Annotated in this window: 17 protein-coding genes; 10 read left to right on the top strand and 7 right to left on the bottom strand. The window is 73.2% G+C overall.

Features of this window, described 5'->3' with window-relative positions:
* Positions 1–363: 363 nt before the first annotated feature.
* Positions 364–834, top strand: coding sequence for an ATP-binding protein (locus FGW37_RS13665; protein ID WP_179081329.1), 471 nt, complete (start codon positions 364–366; stop codon positions 832–834).
* A 263-nt stretch (positions 835–1,097) separates the two neighbouring features.
* On the opposite strand, the gene FGW37_RS13660 is transcribed toward FGW37_RS13665, so the two are convergent.
* Positions 1,098–2,021, bottom strand: a complete 924-nt coding sequence (locus FGW37_RS13660; protein WP_179081328.1) for a cyclase family protein — start codon at positions 2,019–2,021, stop codon at positions 1,098–1,100.
* A 102-nt stretch (positions 2,022–2,123) separates the two neighbouring features.
* Here FGW37_RS13660 and FGW37_RS13655 point away from each other — a divergent pair, with 102 nt between their 5' ends.
* The 4 genes from FGW37_RS13655 to FGW37_RS13640 are packed head-to-tail and all read left to right on the top strand — an operon-like array spanning position 2,124 to position 6,780.
* A complete protein-coding gene (locus tag FGW37_RS13655) occupies positions 2,124–3,035 on the top strand; it encodes an SDR family NAD(P)-dependent oxidoreductase (RefSeq protein WP_179081327.1) in 912 nt (303 codons plus the stop codon).
* A 13-nt stretch (positions 3,036–3,048) separates the two neighbouring features.
* Entirely contained in the window at positions 3,049–4,212 is a 1,164-nt protein-coding gene (locus FGW37_RS13650) for an acyl-CoA dehydrogenase family protein (RefSeq protein ID WP_179081326.1), read from the top strand.
* Entirely contained in the window at positions 4,209–5,672 is a 1,464-nt protein-coding gene (locus FGW37_RS13645) for an aldehyde dehydrogenase family protein (RefSeq protein WP_179081325.1), read from the top strand. Before FGW37_RS13650 ends, FGW37_RS13645 begins: the two co-directional genes overlap by 4 nt.
* A 34-nt stretch (positions 5,673–5,706) precedes the next feature.
* Complete coding sequence (locus FGW37_RS13640) at positions 5,707–6,780, top strand: Zn-dependent alcohol dehydrogenase (protein ID WP_179081324.1); 1,074 nt, start codon at positions 5,707–5,709, stop codon at positions 6,778–6,780.
* Between the two features lie 81 nt (positions 6,781–6,861).
* On the opposite strand, the gene FGW37_RS13635 is transcribed toward FGW37_RS13640, so the two are convergent.
* Positions 6,862–7,893 carry a GlxA family transcriptional regulator gene (locus tag FGW37_RS13635; RefSeq protein ID WP_179081323.1) on the bottom strand — a complete coding sequence of 344 codons (1,032 nt, stop codon included), beginning with the start codon at positions 7,891–7,893 and terminating at the stop codon, positions 6,862–6,864.
* Between the two features lie 137 nt (positions 7,894–8,030).
* Here FGW37_RS13635 and FGW37_RS13630 point away from each other — a divergent pair, with 137 nt between their 5' ends.
* Together FGW37_RS13630 and FGW37_RS13625 are read left to right on the top strand one after the other, a co-directional pair.
* Positions 8,031–9,392 carry an MFS transporter gene (locus tag FGW37_RS13630; protein ID WP_425506528.1) on the top strand — a complete coding sequence of 454 codons (1,362 nt, stop codon included), beginning with the start codon at positions 8,031–8,033 and terminating at the stop codon, positions 9,390–9,392.
* Between the two features lie 91 nt (positions 9,393–9,483).
* Positions 9,484–10,506 (top strand): hypothetical protein, encoded by a 1,023-nt coding sequence (locus FGW37_RS13625; protein ID WP_179081321.1) that lies wholly within the window; start codon positions 9,484–9,486, stop codon positions 10,504–10,506.
* A 22-nt stretch (positions 10,507–10,528) separates the two neighbouring features.
* Here the strand turns inward: FGW37_RS13625 and FGW37_RS13620 are convergent, their stop codons facing one another.
* Genes FGW37_RS13620 through FGW37_RS13610 form a run of 3 tightly spaced genes read right to left on the bottom strand, consistent with a single transcriptional unit; the run spans position 10,529 to position 14,370 of the window.
* Complete coding sequence (locus FGW37_RS13620; RefSeq protein WP_425506527.1) at positions 10,529–11,179, bottom strand: flavin reductase family protein; 651 nt, start codon at positions 11,177–11,179, stop codon at positions 10,529–10,531.
* Between the two features lie 49 nt (positions 11,180–11,228).
* The gene (locus FGW37_RS13615) at positions 11,229–12,107 is read right to left on the bottom strand and encodes an enoyl-CoA hydratase/isomerase family protein (protein WP_179081320.1); all 879 of its coding nucleotides are present in this window, start codon (positions 12,105–12,107) and stop codon (positions 11,229–11,231) included.
* A gap of 37 nt (positions 12,108–12,144) precedes the next feature.
* A complete protein-coding gene (locus FGW37_RS13610; protein ID WP_179081319.1) occupies positions 12,145–14,370 on the bottom strand; it encodes an acetate--CoA ligase family protein in 2,226 nt (741 codons plus the stop codon).
* 159 nt (positions 14,371–14,529) lie between these two features.
* Here FGW37_RS13610 and FGW37_RS13605 point away from each other — a divergent pair, with 159 nt between their 5' ends.
* A complete protein-coding gene (locus FGW37_RS13605) occupies positions 14,530–15,093 on the top strand; it encodes a Zn-ribbon domain-containing OB-fold protein (RefSeq protein ID WP_179081318.1) in 564 nt (187 codons plus the stop codon).
* On the opposite strand, the gene FGW37_RS13600 is transcribed toward FGW37_RS13605, so the two are convergent.
* Both FGW37_RS13600 and FGW37_RS13595 read right to left on the bottom strand, forming a co-directional pair.
* Entirely contained in the window at positions 15,032–15,721 is a 690-nt protein-coding gene (locus tag FGW37_RS13600; protein WP_179081317.1) for a pyridoxine/pyridoxamine 5'-phosphate oxidase, read from the bottom strand. The two genes, FGW37_RS13605 and FGW37_RS13600, sit on opposite strands and share 62 nt — an antisense overlap.
* Before the next feature lie 96 nt (positions 15,722–15,817).
* Positions 15,818–16,996 carry a thiolase C-terminal domain-containing protein gene (locus FGW37_RS13595; protein WP_179081316.1) on the bottom strand — a complete coding sequence of 393 codons (1,179 nt, stop codon included), beginning with the start codon at positions 16,994–16,996 and terminating at the stop codon, positions 15,818–15,820.
* A gap of 88 nt (positions 16,997–17,084) precedes the next feature.
* Between FGW37_RS13595 and FGW37_RS13590 the strand changes: the two genes are divergently transcribed.
* Both FGW37_RS13590 and FGW37_RS13585 read left to right on the top strand, forming a co-directional pair.
* Complete coding sequence (locus FGW37_RS13590; protein ID WP_179081315.1) at positions 17,085–18,374, top strand: acyl-CoA dehydrogenase family protein; 1,290 nt, start codon at positions 17,085–17,087, stop codon at positions 18,372–18,374.
* On the top strand, positions 18,371–18,907 hold the full coding sequence (locus FGW37_RS13585) for a nitroreductase family deazaflavin-dependent oxidoreductase (RefSeq protein WP_246430381.1): 537 nt from the start codon (positions 18,371–18,373) through the stop codon (positions 18,905–18,907). Before FGW37_RS13590 ends, FGW37_RS13585 begins: the two co-directional genes overlap by 4 nt.
* Positions 18,908–18,970 lie beyond the last annotated feature (63 nt).

Genomic DNA, 18,970 nt, shown 5'->3' with positions numbered 1-18,970 from the left:
TCGATATCAGGCTGTGTCCCGGACGTTACTCGTCACGGGGCGGAGTCGGGTCCGGGCTCGGGTACTCTCCCTTGAATGCGAGAGGTTCAGAAGCGCGGCGGGGCGGAAGTTGCCCATGTGGCGTCGCCGGGCGTGCACATGTCTGATGCTCGTCCCGGAACGGGTCCGAAAGGCCCTCGGTGTTCGAGTCTCCGCAGCACGCGTCGCACAGTATGCAGCAGCCATACTCCTTTGCGCCGGAATATGCCCGAAGCGCTTGTTGGGGTGACTGTGCGTCAACCATGCTGTCTCGGAAGGAGATCACGTTCCGTGATCCCTCGGAGACGCGAGGCGTTGTGTCCGCCGGTACGGATGGTGTGAGCGGTGCAGGTGCTTCAGATGCAGATGGAGGTCCGGGCCGACCCCGCGGAGGTGGGGCGGGCCCGCAGGTGGGCGAGGTCGCGGCTGGCCGGGTCGGGGATAGGCGTCGATGAGCCGCTCGCCGAGACGCTGATCCTGCTGATCTCCGAGCTGGTCACCAACGCCGTGGTCCACACCGGCTGCCCGGCCGTGCTGCGGATGCTCTTCCCGGGCGCCGGCGGCGCCGGGGCCGGCGCCTACGGAGGCACCGTCCGCGTCGAGGTCGCCGACATCAGCGCCCGTCCGCCCCGCCGCAGGTGCGCGGGCGGCGAGGACACCGGCGGCCGCGGCCTGGAGCTGGTCGACGGTCTCGCCGACCGCTGGGGCTGGCAGGCCGAGGGCAGCGGTAAGCGCATCTGGTGCGAGGTCGACCGCACGGGCCCCTCGTGGGTCGGCGCTTTCGATGCACCACGCGCCGTCATAAATCGGGCTTAATCGACAAAGTCCAGACCAGGTGTTGACGTGAAGTGTCCACGTGATCACCCTTGGATGCAGCGATTCGTTGCGAGGGGACGCCGAGAGGCCCACGGTCACCGGGCTGCCTTGGCGAGTACGGGTCGCGGTCCGGCGCAGTTCAGGGCTCCAGCGCCGGAGCCGGTGGCGACGTGCGGTGCCGTGCTCGGGGTGCGCATCGGCACGTCGCCGCCCGCCCACGCCCCTTGGAGTCCGGACCTGCCGGCCCGCCGGTCCACCCCGGCTCAGAGCACGGCGACCGGCGCCACGGGCGCCCCCACCCCGCCCTCGAAGGGCTCGGGTGTCGCCGTCAGCAGGAAGGCGTAGCGCTGCTCCTCCGCACATGCCGCGGAGAGCTCCTCCAGGTTCCAGTTCTGTCCCTGCAGCATCCCCATCTCCACGAGGTGGAGTGCGTGCACCGGCAGCCAGAGGCCTTCGATCTCCGGCGGGAACACCTCGAAGCAGAGGGTGTCGTCGGCGACGGCCGCCACGTCCCGGGTGTGGAACCACTCGGGCGTCCGGATCGACAGTCCGGGCGACGAATGCCCGTACGCCCGCCGGTCGCCCCCCAGATAGTGCTGCATGTGGCCGGTGCGGACGAGCACGATGTCCCCCGGGCTCACGGCGACCGCTCCCATGGTCTGGGCCGCTTCCAGGTCCTCCGGGGTGACCGCGTGGCCGGGCTCCAGGCGGTCCACGCCCCGGGCGCGCGCCACGTCGAGCAGCACCCCGCGCGAGACGACGTGGCGAGCTTTCTCGATGCCGCTGTAGGCGGCGCGCGTGTGTGCGGTCACCGAGTCCGCCGGCCGGCCGTTGTAGATCCTGCCGCCGTGGGAGACGTGCGGCAGTGCGTCCCAGTGCGTGCCTGCCTGGAGGCCCATGGTGATGGCGTCGTCGCTCGTGGCCACTGATCCCGGGCCGTACTGCTGGTTGATGGAGAGCATCGTGTGCAGGGGATTGACTCTGCCGGGGATCAGCCCGGTCTGGATCCCGCGCTGCCGCAGGGGTACGGCCAGGGCCACTCTCCGGCCGGTGAGCACGGTGGCCGCGGCTTCGCGGACGACGGTGTCCGTGATCAGGTTGAGGGTGCCTATCTCATCCCTCTCGCCCCAACGACCCCAGTTGTTGACCCGCTTGGCGATCTCGTAGAACTCCGGCGGCAGCGGCATGGACTCCCTCCCCGGATCGGTCCCTGTGCGGGGCTTGTGCCTTCGCGGGCTCTGCCCAAAAATCTAACGGTCCGTCAGATGGAGCGGGAAGGGGCGTGCGCCATGGGGAGCTTCTTGGCCGGAAAGGCGGTCGCCGTCACCGGCGCGGGCCGCGGCATCGGCCGCGCCGTCGCCCTCGCCTGCGGGGCCGAGGGGGCAAAGGTCGTGGTCAACGACTACGGCGTCTCCGTCGAGGGGAACGAGCCCACGAGCGAGGTCGCCGCCGGAGTGGTCAAGGAGATCGAGGCGGCCGGGGGCGAGGCCGTCGCCGTCGCGGACGACGTGTCGGCCATGTCCGGCGGACAGCGGATCGTGGACACCGCCCTCTCCCGCTACGGGCGGCTCGACGGCGTCGTCTGCGCCGCCGGGATCCTGCGCGAGCGGATGCTGTTCAACATGACCGAGGAGGAGTGGGACCCCGTCATCGCCACCCACCTCAAGGGCACCTTCACGGTCTTCCGCGCCGCCTCCGCAGTCATGCGCCGCCAGAAACGCGGCACCCTCATCGGCTTCACCAGCGGCAACCACCAGGGCAGCGTTGCCCAGGCCAACTACTCCGCCGCCAAGGGCGGCATCATCTCCCTCGTCCGCAGCGCCGCCCTCGGCCTGCACAAATACGGGATCACGGCCAACTGCGTCGCCCCCGTGGCCCGGACCCGGATGTCCGCCGGCGTGCCGATGGAGCTCGAGGAGATCGGCGACCCCGAGGACGTGGCGGCACTCGTCGTCTACCTGCTCGGCGAACAGGCCCGCGAACAGGGCGTCACCGGGCAGGTCTACACGGTGGCCGGACCCAGGATCGCGGTGTGGGCCCAGCCCCGCGAACTGCGCTCCGTCTGCGCGGAAGGCCCCTGGACGCCGGAGCGGATCGCCGGCCTCCTGCCCCGTACCGTCGGCACCGACCCCATGCCGATGCTCGCCCGCCTGGAGGCGATGGCCGAAGCGGCCGCCACCCAAGCCCGCCCCAACGCGTGACGGGGAGCCACCCATGGACTTCTCCTTCGGCCCGGAGGACCGGGCCCTCCGGCAGGAGGCGCGCGCCTGGCTCGCCGAACACCTCGCCGGGGAGCCGCCTCCCGCCGCGGGGCGCGCCTGGGAACGCGAACTGGGCGCCGACGGCTGGATCGGACTCGGCTGGGACCCTGCATCCGGCAGCTACGGCAACCGCACCGCGCCCCTGACCGGACAGGTCGTCTGGGCCGAGGAGTACTCCCGCGCCGGGGCGCCCGCCCGCCTCGGCCACATGGGCGAGCACCTCCTCGCCCCCACCCTCCTCGCCCACGGCGAGCCCGCACAGCGCGCCCGCTTCCTCCCCGCCATCGCCCGTGGCGAGGAGATCTGGTGCCAGGGCTACAGCGAACCCGGCGCAGGCTCCGACCTCGCCGCCGTCCGCACCGCCGCCGTCAGGGACACCGGCGGCCGCACCTACCGCATCACCGGCCAGAAGCTGTGGACCTCCCACGCCCACCAGGCCGACTGGTGCTTTCTGCTCGCCCGCACCACCGCGGGCTCCCACCGGCACCACGGGCTCTCCCTTCTGCTCGTGCCGATGGACCAGCCCGGCCGCATCGAGGTACGCCCGATCCGGCAGCTGACCGGCGACGCCGACTTCAACGAGGTGTTCTTCGACGGCGCCGAGGCCCGCGCCGGCCACGTGCTGGGCGGGGAGGGCAACGGCTGGCGGGTCGCCATGGACCTCCTCGGCCGCGAGCGTGGAGTGGCCACCCTCGCGCAGCAGATCGGCTTCGCCGCCGAGCTCGCCCGCATCGTCCGCCTCGCCCGGGAGACGGGAGCCGCAGCGGAACCGGCGGTGCGCGACCGGATCGTACGGCAGTGGGCCGACTTGAGGACCATGCGGTGGACGGCCCTGCGGACCCTGGGGAGCACGGGCGCTCCCGGTGCGCCCAGCGTCGCCAAGCTGCTCTGGAGCAGCTGGCACCAGCGCCTCGGCGAGCTGGCCATGGACGTGCGAGGTGCGGATGCGGCCCTCGGACCGCACGACTGGAGCGAAGGCCGGCCCTACGAACTCGACGGGCTGCAGCGGACGTTCCTCTTCTCCAGGGCCGACACGATCTACGGAGGCTCGGCCGAGGTGCAGCGCACCGTCATCGCCGAGCGCGTGCTCGGCCTGCCGAAGGAGCCGCGGCCATGAGGACGTACGGGAACTGGATCGGCGGTAGGTGGCGCACGCCCGAAAAAGGTCACTATCCAGTTGTCAATCCGGCGACCGAGCAGGTCGTCGGGGCGGCACCGGAGGCGACCCCCGCCGAGGTCGCCGCCGCCGTGACCGCCGCGCAGGCCGCGCAGGACGGCTGGTCCCGTACGGATCCGCGCGAGCGCGCGGCCGTACTGGACCGGACAGCGGAACTGATCACCGAACACGGAGCGGAGCTCCTGCCCCTGCTCCAGGCCGAGACGGGTGCCACGGCGCGCGTCACCTCGGCCCTGCAACTGCCCCCGGCGGTGGAGCGCTTCCGCCGCTACGCCCGCGGCGCGGTGGAGCCGGCGGTCATCCCGCTGGCGCCGCACCCGGTCCAGGGCAGCCCGCTCGCTCCCGGCGGCCTGATGGGCGCCGCCGCGGTCCGTCGCCCCGTGGGCGTCGTCGCTTGCATCACCTCCTACAACTTCCCGGTCGTCAACCTCGCGGGCAAGCTCGCGCCCGCCCTGGCCATGGGAAACACGGTCGTCGCCAAGCCGGCGCCGCAGGATCCTCTCTGCTGCCTCCGCCTGGGCCCGATCCTCCGGGAGGCCGGCCTCCCGGACGGCGTCTTCAACATCGTCACCGGCTCGGGACCGGGCGCCGGCCGAACGCTCGTGTCCCAACCCGGTGTCGACATGATCAGCTTCACCGGCTCCACCGCGGTCGGAAAACAGATCGCCGAGGCCGCGGGGAGGTCGATGAAGCGCACCCTGCTCGAGCTGGGCGGTAAGGGCGCGGCCATCGTCCTGGGGGATGCCGACGACGCGGTGCTCACGTCGGCGATCGGGGCGGTCGGTTCGGTCTGGTCCTTCCACAGCGGACAGATCTGCACGGCGCCGACCCGAGTGCTCGTGCAGCGGCCGCTGTACGAGAAGGTCGTCACCGGTCTCGAACGTTACGCCCGCGCACTGAAGATCGGGGACCCTGTGGATAACGCCACGATCGTCGGTCCGTTGATCTCCGCCGCCCAGCGCGACCGGGTCGAGGCGTACATCGCCGCCGCCCGTGCGGAAGGCGCCCGGATCATCGTCGGCGGTTCTCGCCCCGACATCAAGCCGGGCTTCTACGTCGCCCCGACCCTCATCACCGGCGTGACGCCCGAAAGCCCGGTCGCCTGCGACGAGTTGTTCGGACCCGTCGTCGTGGCCCTGCCCTTCGAGGATGACGAGGAAGCCGTCCGCATCGCCAACAGCACCTCCTACGGACTCCACGACTACGTCTTCAGCGCCGACTCCGCCCGCGCCTGGGCCCTCGCCGCGCGCCTGCGCAGCGGGAACGTCGGCGTCAACACCGTCCAACGGCACCCCGAGACGCCCTTCGGCGGCTTCAAGGAGAGCGGCGTCGGCAGGGACGGCGGCTCGTTCGGCCTGCACGCGTACAGCGAACTCCAGTCGGTCGTCTGGGCGTCCTGAGCCCGCGCCGCACCCTTCCGAGAGGACCGCAGCCATGCGAGGCGTCATCTTCGACGGAAAGAACTCCCTGGTCGCCGACGATCTGGAAGTCCGCGTACCGGGCCCCGGCGAGGTCCTCGTCGCCGTCGCGGCCGCCGGCCTGTGCCACAGCGACCTCTCCGTGACCGACGGCACCATCCCCTACCCGCTGCCCGTGGTGCTCGGGCACGAGGGCGCGGGCGTGGTCGAAGCCGTCGGGCCCGGCGTCACCCACGTCGTGCCCGGTGATCACGTGGCCCTGTCCACGCTCGCCGCCTGCGGCGCCTGTGGCGAGTGCGACCGGGGCCGGCCGACCATGTGCCGCGAGTCGATCGGCAAACCGGCCCGGCCGTTCACCCGCAGGGGTGAGCGACTTTTCCACTTCGCGTCGTGTTCCGCCTTCGCTGAACGCACCGTCGTCAAAGCCGTCCAGGCGGTCAGGATTCCCACGGGCATACCGCTGACCTCGGCGGCGCTGATCGGCTGCGGCGTTCTCACCGGCGTCGGCGCCGTCCTCAACCGCGCCCGGGTCCGCCCCGGCGCATCGGTCGTCGTCATCGGCGCCGGCGGGATCGGGCTCAACGTCCTCCAGGGCGCCCGGATCGCCGGAGCCTCGGTCGTCGTGGCCGTCGACGCCGACCCGCGCAAGGAAGCGGCGGCCCGGCGGTTCGGAGCCACCCACTTCGTCGACGCCGGCGCGGTCCCCGACAGTTCGGCCGCCGTCCGCGCGATCCTGCCGACGGGTGCCGACCACGCCTTCGAGTGCGTAGGCGACACCGGACTCGTCCGGCAGGCGATCGACCTGCTCGACCGGCACGGCCAGGCGGTGCTGCTCGGCGTGCCGCCGGCAGGGGCCGAGGCCTCCTTCCGCGTCGCATCCCTCTACCTCGACAAAGCGATCCTGGGCTGTCGCTACGGCTCCGCACGCCCGCAGCACGACATCGCCCTCTACGCCCGGCTCTACCAGGAGGGACGCCTCCTCCTGGACGAACTCGTCACCCGGACCTACCCGGTCGAGGACTTCGCGCAGGCCGCGGACGACACCCTGAACGGCCGCGTCTCCCGTGCCGTCCTCACCTTCCGCCGCTGAGCGCGGCCCCACGCCGGACGCCGCCGCCCGGACGCCGCTGTCCGGCCGACTCGGCGCCCGGCCGGATCAGCGCCTGCCGACTCAGCGCCGCGCGGCCCGGGTGACCGCACGGAACGTCCGCCGGTAGGCGGTCGGGGACACCCCGAGCGCCGCCTGCAGGTGCTGCCGCATCGACGCCGCCGTGCCGAACCCGGCGTCCCGCGCGACCTGGTCGACGGAGAGGTCGCTGTCCTCCAGCAGGTGGCGCGCCCGCTCGACGCGCTGCTGCGTCAGCCACTGGCCCGGGCTGATACCCACCTCCTCACGGAAGCGGCGCGTGAACGTCCGTACGCTCATCGCCTCCTGCTCGGCCATGTCCCGCAGCTGGATGGGCCGGTCCAGCCGCCCCAGGGCCCACGCGCGTGCCGCAGTGGTCGTCGCGAGCTGGGGTTCGGGAACCGGCCGCTGGATGTACTGCGCCTGGCCGCCGTCGCGGTGCGGCGGGACGACGCTGCGCCGGGCCACCTCGTTCGCCACGGCCGTGCCGTGGTCGCGCCGCACGATGTGCAGGCACAGGTCGATGCCGGAGGCCACGCCGGCCGACGTCAGCACATCGCCGTCGTCGACGAAGAGCACGTCGGCGTCCACCCGGACGGACGGGAACATCCGCTGGAAGCGCTCCGTGCTGGACCAGTGCGTGGTCGCGGGCCGGCCGTCGAGGAGGCCTGCGGCCGCGAGGATGTACGAGCCGGTGCAGATCGACACCATGCGCGTGCCGGGTCGTATGCGGGCGAAGGCGGTGGACAGGTCGTCGCCGAGGCGGCCCTCGTCGTACGGCAGCCCGAACTCGTAGGAGGCCGGAACGACGATCGTGTCGGCCTCGGCCAGGGCTTCCGGGCCGAGCTCGACATTGATCGAGAAGTCGGCGTCGGTCTGCACCGGCCCGGCCTCCAGGGCGCAGGTCACCACCTCGTACAGCGGATCCCCGGAGGACGTCCTGGCCTTGCCGAAGATCCGGTACGGGATGGCCAGTTCGAACGGGATCACACCGGCCAGGGCGAGCACGGCCACGCGGTGCGGCGGTGCGTCGGGATGCCGGTCGGAGCGAGTGATCCCCGCCGTCTTCTGCGTCATTTCCGTTCGCCCCCAGAAGGCTTCCGTGCTGCCCGGTCCGGCGTGGTGGGAGCCGGCCGGATCGCGTGGCCCGATCCTAACGGATGCTGTCCTTTCGGCCACTCGCCCGGAGGGAAGCGCCTCCTGATGCTGATGACGTGACCCACGCAACCGGACTTCCCACCCCACCGGAGAGCCCTTCCGGGCGGCCGGGACCCTCTGCGCTCCCGGACCCCGCCGCAGGCCCCGGCCGGCGCCGCCGGTGCCTCCACCGCGCCTGGTCCGTGGCCGCCGTCACCTTCGTGACGATCATCGGCGCGGCCGGCTTCGCCTCCCTGCCGGGCCTGCTGATCGAGCCGCTGCACGGCGAGTTCGGATGGTCGCGCGGAACGATCGGCTTCGCGGCTTCCGTCAACCTCGCCCTGTACGGCCTTACGGCGCCGTTCGCCGCCGCCCTGATGGACCGGTTCGGCATCCGCAAGGTCGTCGCCTGCGCCCTGACCGTGATCGCCGCCGGTGCCGGGCTGACGGTCTTCATGACCACCGCATGGCAGCTCGTGCTGTGCTGGGGCGTGCTCGTCGGCCTCGGCAGCGGCTCGATGGCCCTGGCCTTCGCAGCGACCGTCACCAACCGGTGGTTCACGGCCCGGCGGGGACTGGTCACCGGGATCCTCACCGCCGCCGGAGCGTCCGGGCAGCTGGTCTTCCTTCCGCTGCTCTCCTGGATCGTCGAGCACCACGACTGGCGGCCCGCCGCCGTGACCGTCTCCGTCGCCGCCCTCGTCGTCGTGCCGTTCGTGTGGCTGCTGCTGCGCGACCACCCGGCGGACGTCGGCCTCGCCCCGTACGGCAGCGATGTCCCCGTACCGAAGCCGGCCCCCGCGCCCGGTGCGGCGCGGCGTGCGGTCAAGGCGCTGCTCGGTGCGGCCCGCACGGGGCCGTTCTGGCTGCTCGCGGGGACCTTCGCGATCTGCGGCGCTTCCACGAACGGTCTGGTGAAGACACACTTCGTGCCCGCCGCGCACGACCACGGCATGCCGATGACGGCCGCCGCGGGGCTGCTCGCCGTGATCGGCGTCTTCGACGTCGTCGGGACCGTCGCCTCCGGCTGGTTCACCGACCGGTTCGAGGCACGCAGGCTGCTGGCCGTCTACTACGGGCTGCGGGGCCTGTCCCTGATGTTCCTGCCGATGCTGCTGGCGCCCTCCGTTCACCCGCCGATGGTCTTCTTCATCGTCTTCTACGGCCTCGACTGGGTCGCCACCGTGCCGCCCACCATCGCCCTGTGCCGCGAGCACTACGGCGAGGACAGTGCGATCGTCTTCGGCTGGGTGCTCGCCTCCCACCAGGTCGGCGCCGCGGTGGTGGCCTTCCTGGGCGGCGCGGCCCGTGACGCCTTCGGGTCGTACGACGTCGTCTGGTACGCCTCGGGCGCGCTGTGCGCCGTGGCGGCCCTCATGGCCCTGGTCATCCGCAGGCGGCCGCGTGCGACCGGGCGGGTCGCAGTGGATCCCGCGTAAGCCACCGTATCCGGTCAAGTCGGGATTAATCAGTCGGCAAAAGCAACCTCTCAGCCGCTGGGGGAATCTCTTCCTGGGGAGAGGGGCAGTGATGGCACAGCAGACTGAGCCGGACGTGGCACCGGACGCGGCACCGGTCGACGCGGAGGCGGCGGGGACCGAGTCCGAGGAGACCTCTCGGGCGCAGAGGCGCGTGATGCACCCGGACGGGTTCGGCGCGGCGTTCTGCGCGTCGATGGCCGCGCTGTGCGCAGAGGCCGCCGTCGCCGGGACCGCCGGCCTCCTCGTGCTGCTCTCGCGCGAGCATGAAGGCCTGCCGCACGGCCTCCTCGTGATCGCCGGGCTCGTGATCGCCGTCGCCCTGCTCGGCGTCCTCGTCAGCGGGTTCGTCACGGCCGTCGCCGTGATGCCCGCACTGGCGCTCGCCCGTACGCTCACCCGCCACCCGGACCGCCGTGACGGCCCGCTGTGGAACGCGGCCGCGGTGCCCTTCGTGTCGGCCGCCGCGGTGGCCGTGTTCGGCGGAGTGTCGGCCCTCGGCAGCCTCTCCCCGGCGGCCCCGCTGAAGTACCTCCTGTGGTGGGCCGCCCTCACGGCCGCCCTGCTGCCTGCCACCCTGATCGCCGGAGTCGCCGGACGGCGCGTCCGGGAAGGCCGGTCCGTGCGCATGGCCCGCAGGGTCGCGCGTGACGGCGTCATCGCATGGCTCGCCGTGGGGGCCGTCGGGGCCGCCGCCTACGGGACCGGAGTCGTCGAGGTCTACCAGCCGCCCAGGCTCGACTCGGCGCAGCTCGCCGGCGTCTGGACCGACGGCCGCGACGGCACGGTCAAGCTGGCCGCCGACGGCACGGCCGTGGCCGACGGACTCGACAACTACGTGTGGGACGGCACCGGCAAGGACAGGCCGAAGGACTGCGACGGCTCGGGGACGTGGAAGCCGGTCAAGGACAACGGGAAGGTCCAGGGCCTGTCGCTGCGCATCGGCTCGTGCGAGCTCAGGCGCAACTGGAGCGTCAGCGGCACCGGCAAGGAGCCCCGGCTTTTCCATGAAATCGGCAAGCCGGGCTCCGGCAAGCGGTACGTGCTGACGAAGGTGGCCGAGCACGAGAAGTGACCGCCGCGCCGAGGCCCGGCGGTCACAGGTTGAACGCGGTGAACGTTCCGAACGTGCTCCCGTAGAAGATCAGGGGCCCCTCCTGAGTCGCGGCCGCGTCCTCGTCCGCCCCCAGCGCCTCGACGCGCCCCACGACGATGAGGTGATCCCCGCCCGTGTGCACGGCGTGCACCGTGCAGTCGACCCACGCGAGCACGTCCGCGAGCAGGGGTGACCCCGTTGCGGGCGAAGGGCCGTGCCGTACGCCCGTGAACTTGTCCGCAGCCTGCGTGCCGCTCACCGCGAAGGCCTTGCAGAGCGCGCTCTGCCCGGCGCCGAGGACGTTGACGCAGAAGACCCCGGCGCGGGCGATGCGCGGCCAGGTGGTGGACGTGCGGCCGACCATGAAGACCACGAGCGGCGGATCGAGGGACAGCGAGGCGAAGGACTGGCACGCGAAGCCCGCGGGCGGTCCGCCGCCGGCGCCGGGCGCGGTGATCACGGTGATGCCGCCGGCGAACCGGCCCAGGACGCGGCGCAGTTCCCGGGGCGCGGGCGGAGGCTGCTCGTCCGCCCGGACCGCCCGCAGCTCCGGCCGGGGCATCGGGTCGGGTGGCGGCGCCGCGGGGGGCGGTGTGCCGGCAGGGCGCAGATAGCGGACGGCGAGGGCGGCCATGCCTGCGTGTCCCATCATGAAGGGCATTGAATCTGATGACCCGTCAGTTTTGAAGTCTCCGGGCCCGCTAATGCCCCCGGTAGGCGGGGCTGCGGTGTTCGAGGAAGCTCCTGACGCCCTCCCGTGCGTCCTCCGTCGTCATGTTGATCTCCTGAGCGGCGGCCTCCGCGGCGAACGCCGCCGCGCGGTCGCTGTCCAGCGAGGCGTTGACCAGCTGCTTCGTCAGAGCGAGGGCCCGCGTCGGACCCGTGGCCAGCCGCTCGGCCCACGACCGCGCCGTGGCCGTCAGCCCCGCCCCGGCCACGACGCGGTTGACCAGTCCCATCCGCTCCGCCTCGGCGGCGGTGAGCGCGTCGCCGAAGAACATCAGCTCCTTCGCCCGCTGCGGCCCCACCAGCCGCGGCAGCAGATACGCGCCGCCGCCGTCGGGGACGAGGCCGCGGCGCACGAACACCTCGACGAAGGTGGCGGATTCGGCCGCGAGCACGAGGTCGCAGGCCAGCGCGAGATGGGCGCCCAGGCCTGCCGCTGTTCCGTTCACGGCGGCGATCACGGGCTTCTCGCAGTCCAGCACGGCGGCGATCAGCCGCTGGGCGCCCCGGCGGATCGTACGCGCCACGTCACCGGGCAGCCGGCCCGATGCCACGGAGGCCGCCGATACGCCCGGGACGGCCGGGTCCATGGCGCTGGACGGGGTGGCGCGCAGGTCGGCGCCGGCGCAGAACGCCGCGCCCGTGGCCGTGATGACGACGGCCCTGACGGCCGGGTCGGCCGAGGCCCCGGACAGCTGGGAAATCAGGCGTTCCCGCTGCTCGGGGGCTATGGCGTTCATGACCTCGGGACGGTTGAGCGTGATCCACGAGACCCCGTTGTCAGTGGTGTGGAGTATCACTGAGTCATCGGGACCGCCGCGGTCGAGCGGCTTGTCACGGGGGGAGAGGGACATGGGGGTTCTCCTGCTTCCACGCGCTGCCGCGCGCTGTTCAGTGGCAGAAGGCGAGCGCGTCCAGGGCCACGGCGCCCTGACCGCGCTCGAGCACCACCAGGGGGTTGATGTCGAGTTCGGCGAGTGCCCCGCCCAGCTCCAGAGACATGCGCTGGACACGCAGGACGGTCTCCACGAGCGCGTCCACGTCGGCCGGGGGCGCCCCCCGGACGCCGTCCAGCAGGGCGCGTCCGCGCAGCCCTTCGAGCATGGCGCGCGCGTGGTCCTCACCGAAAGGCGGCACGGCCACCGCAGTGTCGTGCAGGACCTCCACCAGCGCCCCGCCCAGGCCGACGGTCACCGTCGGGCCGAAGAGGCTGTCGGGCGCGATGCCGACCACCATCTCGACGCCGCGGCCGACGAGCTGGCAGACGAGGACGCCGTCCAGCGGCAGCCCTTCGTAGCGTGCGATGTCGGTGAGCTCGCGGTAGGCGTCGCGGACCTGGCTGGCCGAAGTCAGAGCGATCTTGACCAGGCCCAGCTCGGTCTTGTGGGCGAGCTGCGGGCCCGAGGCCTTCATCACCACCGGGTAGCCCACGAGCCCGGCCGCCCGTACGGCCGCCGCCGCGCTGGTCACCAGCTGCTCGCGGGGTACGCGTATGCCGTACGCGCGCAGCAGCTGCTTGGCCGCGTGCTCGCTGAGCTGCTCGCCCGGGCGCATGAGTTCCTGCGCCTTGCGTGCCGAGGGGGACGGGGTGCGGGGCGCGGTGTCGAAGGGGGAGCGGTAGGTCGCGGTGAAGCGGTGGTGGCCGAGGTAGGCGCGCACGGCGGTGACGCAGTTGGAGAAGGTGCGGAAGGTGGCCACGCGCGAGGAGCCGAGGAGGGTGGTGCGATAGGCGTCCTCGGTGCCGACGGGGGAGCCCCAGACCACACAGACCAGCTTGTCCGTCTGCTCCGCCGCGTCGACGAGGTCGCGCACGAGCCTGTCGCTCATGGGCGGGAAGGGCCCCGGGACGGGGCAGATGAGCACGCCGATCGAGGGGTCGTTCAGCAGCGCGTCGATGATCTTGCGCCCGCGCGGGTCGCCGACGGGATGGCCGCCGCAGTCCACGGGGTTGGTCACGTTCAGGTACTCCGGGATCCACTGGTGGAGCTCGGCTTGCTTCGCGGCGGAGAGGGCGGGGAGCGCAAGGCCGGCGGCCGTGGCCAGGTCGGCGAAGTGGGCGCCGGTGCCGCCGGATATCGAATAGACGGCGACGCCGGGGGCCCGTGGCGGCCGGGCGCGGGCCAGCAGCGCCGCGGTGTCCTGCAGCTCGTCCAGGCTGTCGACGCGGATCACGCCGAACTGCCGCATGGCCGCGTCCACCACGTCGTCCGCGCCGGTCAGCTTGCCCGTGTGGGAGGCGGCGGTGCGGGCGCCGGCCTCCGTCCGGCCGACCTTGACGGCGACGACGGGCACCTTGTGCCGGGCGGCCCGGTCCGCGGCGAGCAGGAAGGCGCGGCCGTCCTTGAGGCCTTCCACATACGCGGCGATCGCCCCCACCTCGGGCCGGGTGGCGAAGTAGGAGATGAAGTCCGCGCACTCCAGGTCCGCCTCGTTGCCCGTCGGCGCCCAGTGTGAGAGCCGGATGCCGAGCTCCTGGAGGGCGAAGACCGGGCGGCCCTGGTGGCCGGACTGGGTGATCAGGGCGATGGCGGGGCCGTCGAGGTCGTCGCGGAAGCGCTCGAAGGCGTTGAGATTGGTGTTCGGACCGAGGAGGCGGACCCCGGAGCGCCGGGCGGCGTCCGCGAGGGCGGCCTGGGCCGCGGCGCCCGCGGGGCCGGTCTCGGCGAATCCGGCGGCGAAGGCCACGGCGAAGGCGGCCTTGGAGCCGTCCAGCTCCTCCAGGACGGGGAGCGGGTCGCCCACGAGGAGGACGGCGAGGTCGACGCGCTCGGGCAGGTCGTGGACGGACGGATGGCAGGGGAGGCCGAAGACGGACGTACGGGTGGGGTGTACGGGGTGCAGGCGCGCGCCGACCCGCTCGGACCAGGCGATGAGCTGCCGGGTGATGCCGGTGTTGGGGCGGCCCTCGGCGTCCGAGGCGCCGATGACGGCGACGGTCTCGGGGCGGAAGAGCCGGTCCAGGTCGGGTATGTCCGAGCGCAGCGGCCTGCCGCTGACGTCGGTGTCCTCGGTGCCGTCGGCCGTGCCGTGGACGGCGGGGCCCGGACGCTCGCCGCAGGCCACCACGCGGGCCGGACGGGAGGTGGTGGTGAGGGTGCCGTGAGTCGATCCAAGCATCGTGTCTCATCCACTCCTGCTCAATGGCCGACAAGCTGACGTATAGTCAGGCTACCTAGCTGACGTTCTGTCAGGAATGGCGCTGCGGGCAAACAAACGGAGGGCAGGGACGGGAAAACTCCCGGGGAAACGGACGCGGAATACAAGGGGGCCGGTGAATTGCACGCGAATCGTCCGCCGGCGTCACCGGCGCCGCGTTCCGCCGGCCCGTCGGCACCGCGTTTCGACATCCCGGAAGTGGACGCCTTCACCCGCCCCTACTGGGAAGCGGCGGGCCGGGGCCGGTTGCTGATACGCCGCTGCCGCGCGGCCGGCTGCGGGCTGGCCCACCACTACCCCAGGGAGTTCTGCCCGCGCTGCTGGAGCGAGGACGTGGCCTGGGAGACGGCGAGCGGACGGGCCGCGCTCTACACCTGGTCGGTCGTCCACGTGAACGACCTCCCGCCCTTCGGGGGGCGGGTGCCCTACACGGCGGCCGTGGTGGACCTCGCCGAAGGGCCGCGGATGATGACGGAAGTCGTCGGGTGCGAGGAGAGCGGGCTGCGGATCGGCATGGCGCTGACGGTCCGGTTCCGGGAACTGGAGGGGGCGCGGCCGCCGGGCGAACCGCCCTTGTGCATACCGGTGTTCCGCCCTCTCCTCGATGCCGGTCCGGAAGCGGTCAGGGCCAGAGGAGCTCGGTCGTCCAGCCGCCTTCCGCAGGGGGACGGCGGCGGTAGTTGAGGCGTACGTGCCGGCGCCGGGCGTCCCCTTGGAAGAACTCGACCTCCTGCGCCTCCAGGACGTACAGGGTCCAGCTCCCGACGGGGGCGTCGGGCTCGCGGCGGGCCCGCTCCCAGGCCGCGTCCGAGGCGCGCTCCAGCTCCTCATACGACGCCAGCACCTCGCTCTGCCTGCCCACCAGCGCCGCCGCCAGTGCACCCGTGGAGCGCCGGGCCAGGTCCGCCCGGCTCGCCGCGGCGCCCGCGGCCGTCACCGTCCCCTGGATGCGGACCTGACGGCCGACCGCAGCCCAGTAGAAGCCCAGGGCCGCCTCCGGCCGTGCGGCCAGCTCCCGGCCCTTGCGGCTCGTGCGGTGGGTGGCGAAGTGCCAGCCGCGCTCATCGGCGTCGTGGAGCATCAGCGTCCGCACGGAGGGCCGGCCGGTCGCGTCGGCGGTGGCGAGCGTCATCGTGTGCGGCTCCGGTGTCCCGGCCTCGGCGGCCTCGATCAGCCACTGCTGGAAGAGGGGCAAGGGGTCGGCGGGGGCGGAGGCCGGGTCGAAGTGCGGCAGCTCGGTGTCCCAGACGGGCAGGGAACGGAGGAGGTCGTGGAAGTGCTGCCGGCGGGTGGCGTCCGGTTCGTCGCTCATGGGCCCATCCAACACCGGCCCGTCCCGTACGGCTCTGGCCCCTGCGACGCTGCCCCCTGCGGCCCTTCTCGTACGGCTCGGTCCCGTGCGGCCCGGTCAGTCGCGGGCCAGGATCACGGTCCCCGCCGAGCAGAACCAGCCGCCCGTCCCCGATGCGACGGCGATCCGCGGAAGCCCCCCGTCCGGCCTGCGCACCTGGCGGCCCTCCTCGGCCTCGCCGCGCAGCTGCCGCACGGCCTCGACCAGGAGGAACAGGCCCCGCATCCCGGGGTGGCAGGCGGAGAGGCCGCCGCCGTCCGTATTGACCGGCAGCCCCCCGCCCACCGTCAGCCTGCCCTGCTCCGTGAAGGCGCCGCCCTCGCCCTTGGCGCAGAAGCCGAGGTCCTCCAGCGTCACGAGCGTCATATAGGTGAAGGCGTCGTACAGCTCGGCCACGTCCACCTCCGCGGGGGTGACGCCCGCGCGCTCGAAGGCCAGCCGCCCGGAGCGCGCGGCGGGGGAGACGGTGAAGTCCTCCCATTCCGACATCGCCGTGTGGGATACCGCCGCGCCGGCTCCCAGCACCCACACGGGCGGCCGGGCGGCGTCCGCCGCGTACTCCTCGGCCGCCAGCAGGACGGCGCAGCCGCCGTCCGACCGGATGCAGCACTGGAGCTTGGTGAACGGGTCGGCGATCACCGGGCCGCCGAGGACGTCGTCCACGGTGATCGGGTCGCGGTACATGGCGTGGGGGTTGTGGCGGGCGTTGGCACGCGCCTGGACGGCGATGCCGGCGAGCTGTTCCGGCGTGGTGCCGTACTCGTGCATGTGGCGGCGTGCGGCCATGGCGTACTTGGCGATGAGCGTGTGCCCGTAGGGGGCTTCGAACTGCAGCGGGCCCCGGGTGCCGTAGGAGAGGCCGGCGGTCCGGCGGCCCGCCTTGAGGTCGGTGCGTGCGGTGGAGCCGTAGACGAGGAGGACGGCGTTCGCGTGTCCGGCGGCGATGGCGTCGGCCGCGTGGGCCGCCATGACCTCCCACGTGGCGCCGCCGACCGAGGTCGAGTCCACCCAGGTGGGGCGCAGGCCCAGGTGGTCGGCGATCTCCATGGGGGCCAGGGTGCCCAGGCCGGCGGAGGCGAGTCCGTCGACGGCGGACCGGTCGAGCCCGGAGTCGGCCAGGGCGCGGCGGGCCGCTTGTGCGTGGAGGTCGTAGGGGGTGGCGGAGTCGACCCGCCCGCAGTCCGAGAGGGAGATGCCGACGACGGCGACCTTGCGTGCGCGGCGGACGGAGGCCATGAACTGACGCTACATCAGATAAGGGGTGGGAAAGTCGGGTTGCCCGATTTAAGATGACGGCCCGTCAGGTCCGGGAGGGTGTGTTCCCATGGATGCCGCATTCACCGACGAGCAGGGCGAGATCCGGCGCACCCTGCGCGAACTGCTGCTCAAGCGCTGCGGGCCGGACGGGATCCGGGCCGCTGTCCGCACCCCGGCCGGTTACGACGAGCCGCTGTGGCGGCAGCTGGCCGAGCGGCTCGGACTGCCCGGGCTCGCCGTCGAGCGCCGCTACGGAGGGGTGGGATGCGGCCCCACGGAGCTCGCCCTGGCCTGCGAGGAGACGGGCCGCGTGCTGCTGCCGTCCCCGCTGCTGGCCACGGCGGGGCTCGTGGCCCCCTTGGTCGCCGCGCTGGGCACGCACACGCAGCGGACGGAGCTCCTGCCGCGCATCGCCTCCGGCGAGCTGACGGGCGCGCTCGCGCTGCCCCGCGCCCCGCTGTCCGCGGCCCTCGGCCTGACCGGGCCGGGCGACGGCGACTGGGCCGGGGGCGGCAGGGCGGGCGGCGTACAGGCGCGGCCGGGCGGGGACGGGCGGGGCTGGCGCCTGTACGGCGACGCGGCGCCGGTCCTCGACGGGCACAGCGCGGGAGTGCTGCTGGTCGCCGCCCGCACGGGCGGGTACGCCCGCGGCCGCACGCTGCTGTTCGTCCTGCGGCCGGACGTGGTGCGCGGGGTGCGCCGCACGCGGCTGACCGCGCTGGACGAGACGCGTCCGCAGGCCCGGATCGAGCTGCGGGACGCGGAGGCCGACCTCCTCGGCCGCGCGGACGACGAGGTCCCGGCCGCGCTGGGCCGGCTGGGCGCGAGCGTTGCGGCGATGCTCGCCGCGGAGGCCGTCGGTGCGGCGGACCGGGCGCTGGAGCTGACGGTCGAACACGTGCGGACACGTGAGCAGTTCGGGCGGCCCATCGGCTCCTTCCAGGCCGTCAAGCACCGCCTGGCCGATCTGTACGTGTCCGTGCAGGCCGCGCGCTCGGCGGCGTACTACGCGGCGTGGGTGGCAGGGACGGCAGGAGACACAGGAGTGGCGGAAGACGCGAACATGGCAGACACGAGCACGGCAGAAGACGCGAGCATGGCAGAAGCCGCGAGCACGGCCGGAGACGCAGGTGTCGCCCTCGCGCAGGCCCTGGAGACGCTGCGGACGGTGACCGCGGAGGCCGTCCAGCTGCACGGCGGCATGGGGGTGACGTGGGAGCACGACGTGCAGCTGTACTTCAAACGGGCTGCTTCGGACGGCCTGCTCTTCGGTCCCCCGGAGCGGTTGCGCGCCCGGGCGGCGCAGCTCGCCGGGCTGTTTGCCGGGCGCCCGGAGCGGGAAGCGGTGGCTCCGTGAACGGCACCACCGCGGCACAGCGCAAGCAGCGCAAGGGGCGTCTGGAGCGCGTGGTGCAGAAGCTCTCCTCGACCCGTACGTTCGCGCGGATCGCTCCGTACTGCGCGCCGGCACTGGACCGTGCGGTGCACCGGCTGACGGGCGGCAGGACGCTGCTCAGCGCCCGCCTGCTGCCCGGCCTGGTGCTCACGTCGACCGGCGCGCGGACGGGGCAGGTGCGGCGTACGCCGCTCGCCTGCATGACGGAGGGGCCGAAGGGGCGGCCCCCGACTGCGTGGGTGCTGGTGGGGAGCAACTTCGGACGCCCCGGTCACCCTGCCTGGACCGCGAACCTGCTGGCGCACGCGGAGGCGGAGATCAGCTGGAGGGGGCGGGACGTGCCCGTGCGGGCCAGGCTGCTGCGGGGTGCGGAGCGGGAGGCCGCGTGGGAGGCGGTGGTGGCGTTCTGGCCGCCGTATGCGCGGTACCAGGCGCGCGTGGAGCGGGAGATCCGGCTGTTCCGGCTGGAGCCGCGTCCGGGCGGCGAGGAGTGAGGGACTGAGGGGGAGAAATCACTGCGGCGGGCCCCCTCCGGGCCCGGCCGGAGGGGGCCCGCC

Source organism: Streptomyces rectiverticillatus, assembly GCF_013394065.1.
In the GTDB taxonomy this organism is placed as follows: domain Bacteria; phylum Actinomycetota; class Actinomycetes; order Streptomycetales; family Streptomycetaceae; genus Streptomyces; species Streptomyces rectiverticillatus.
Note: the sequence above shows the minus strand (reverse complement) of the source record. Positions and strands in the feature narration are given on the sequence as shown.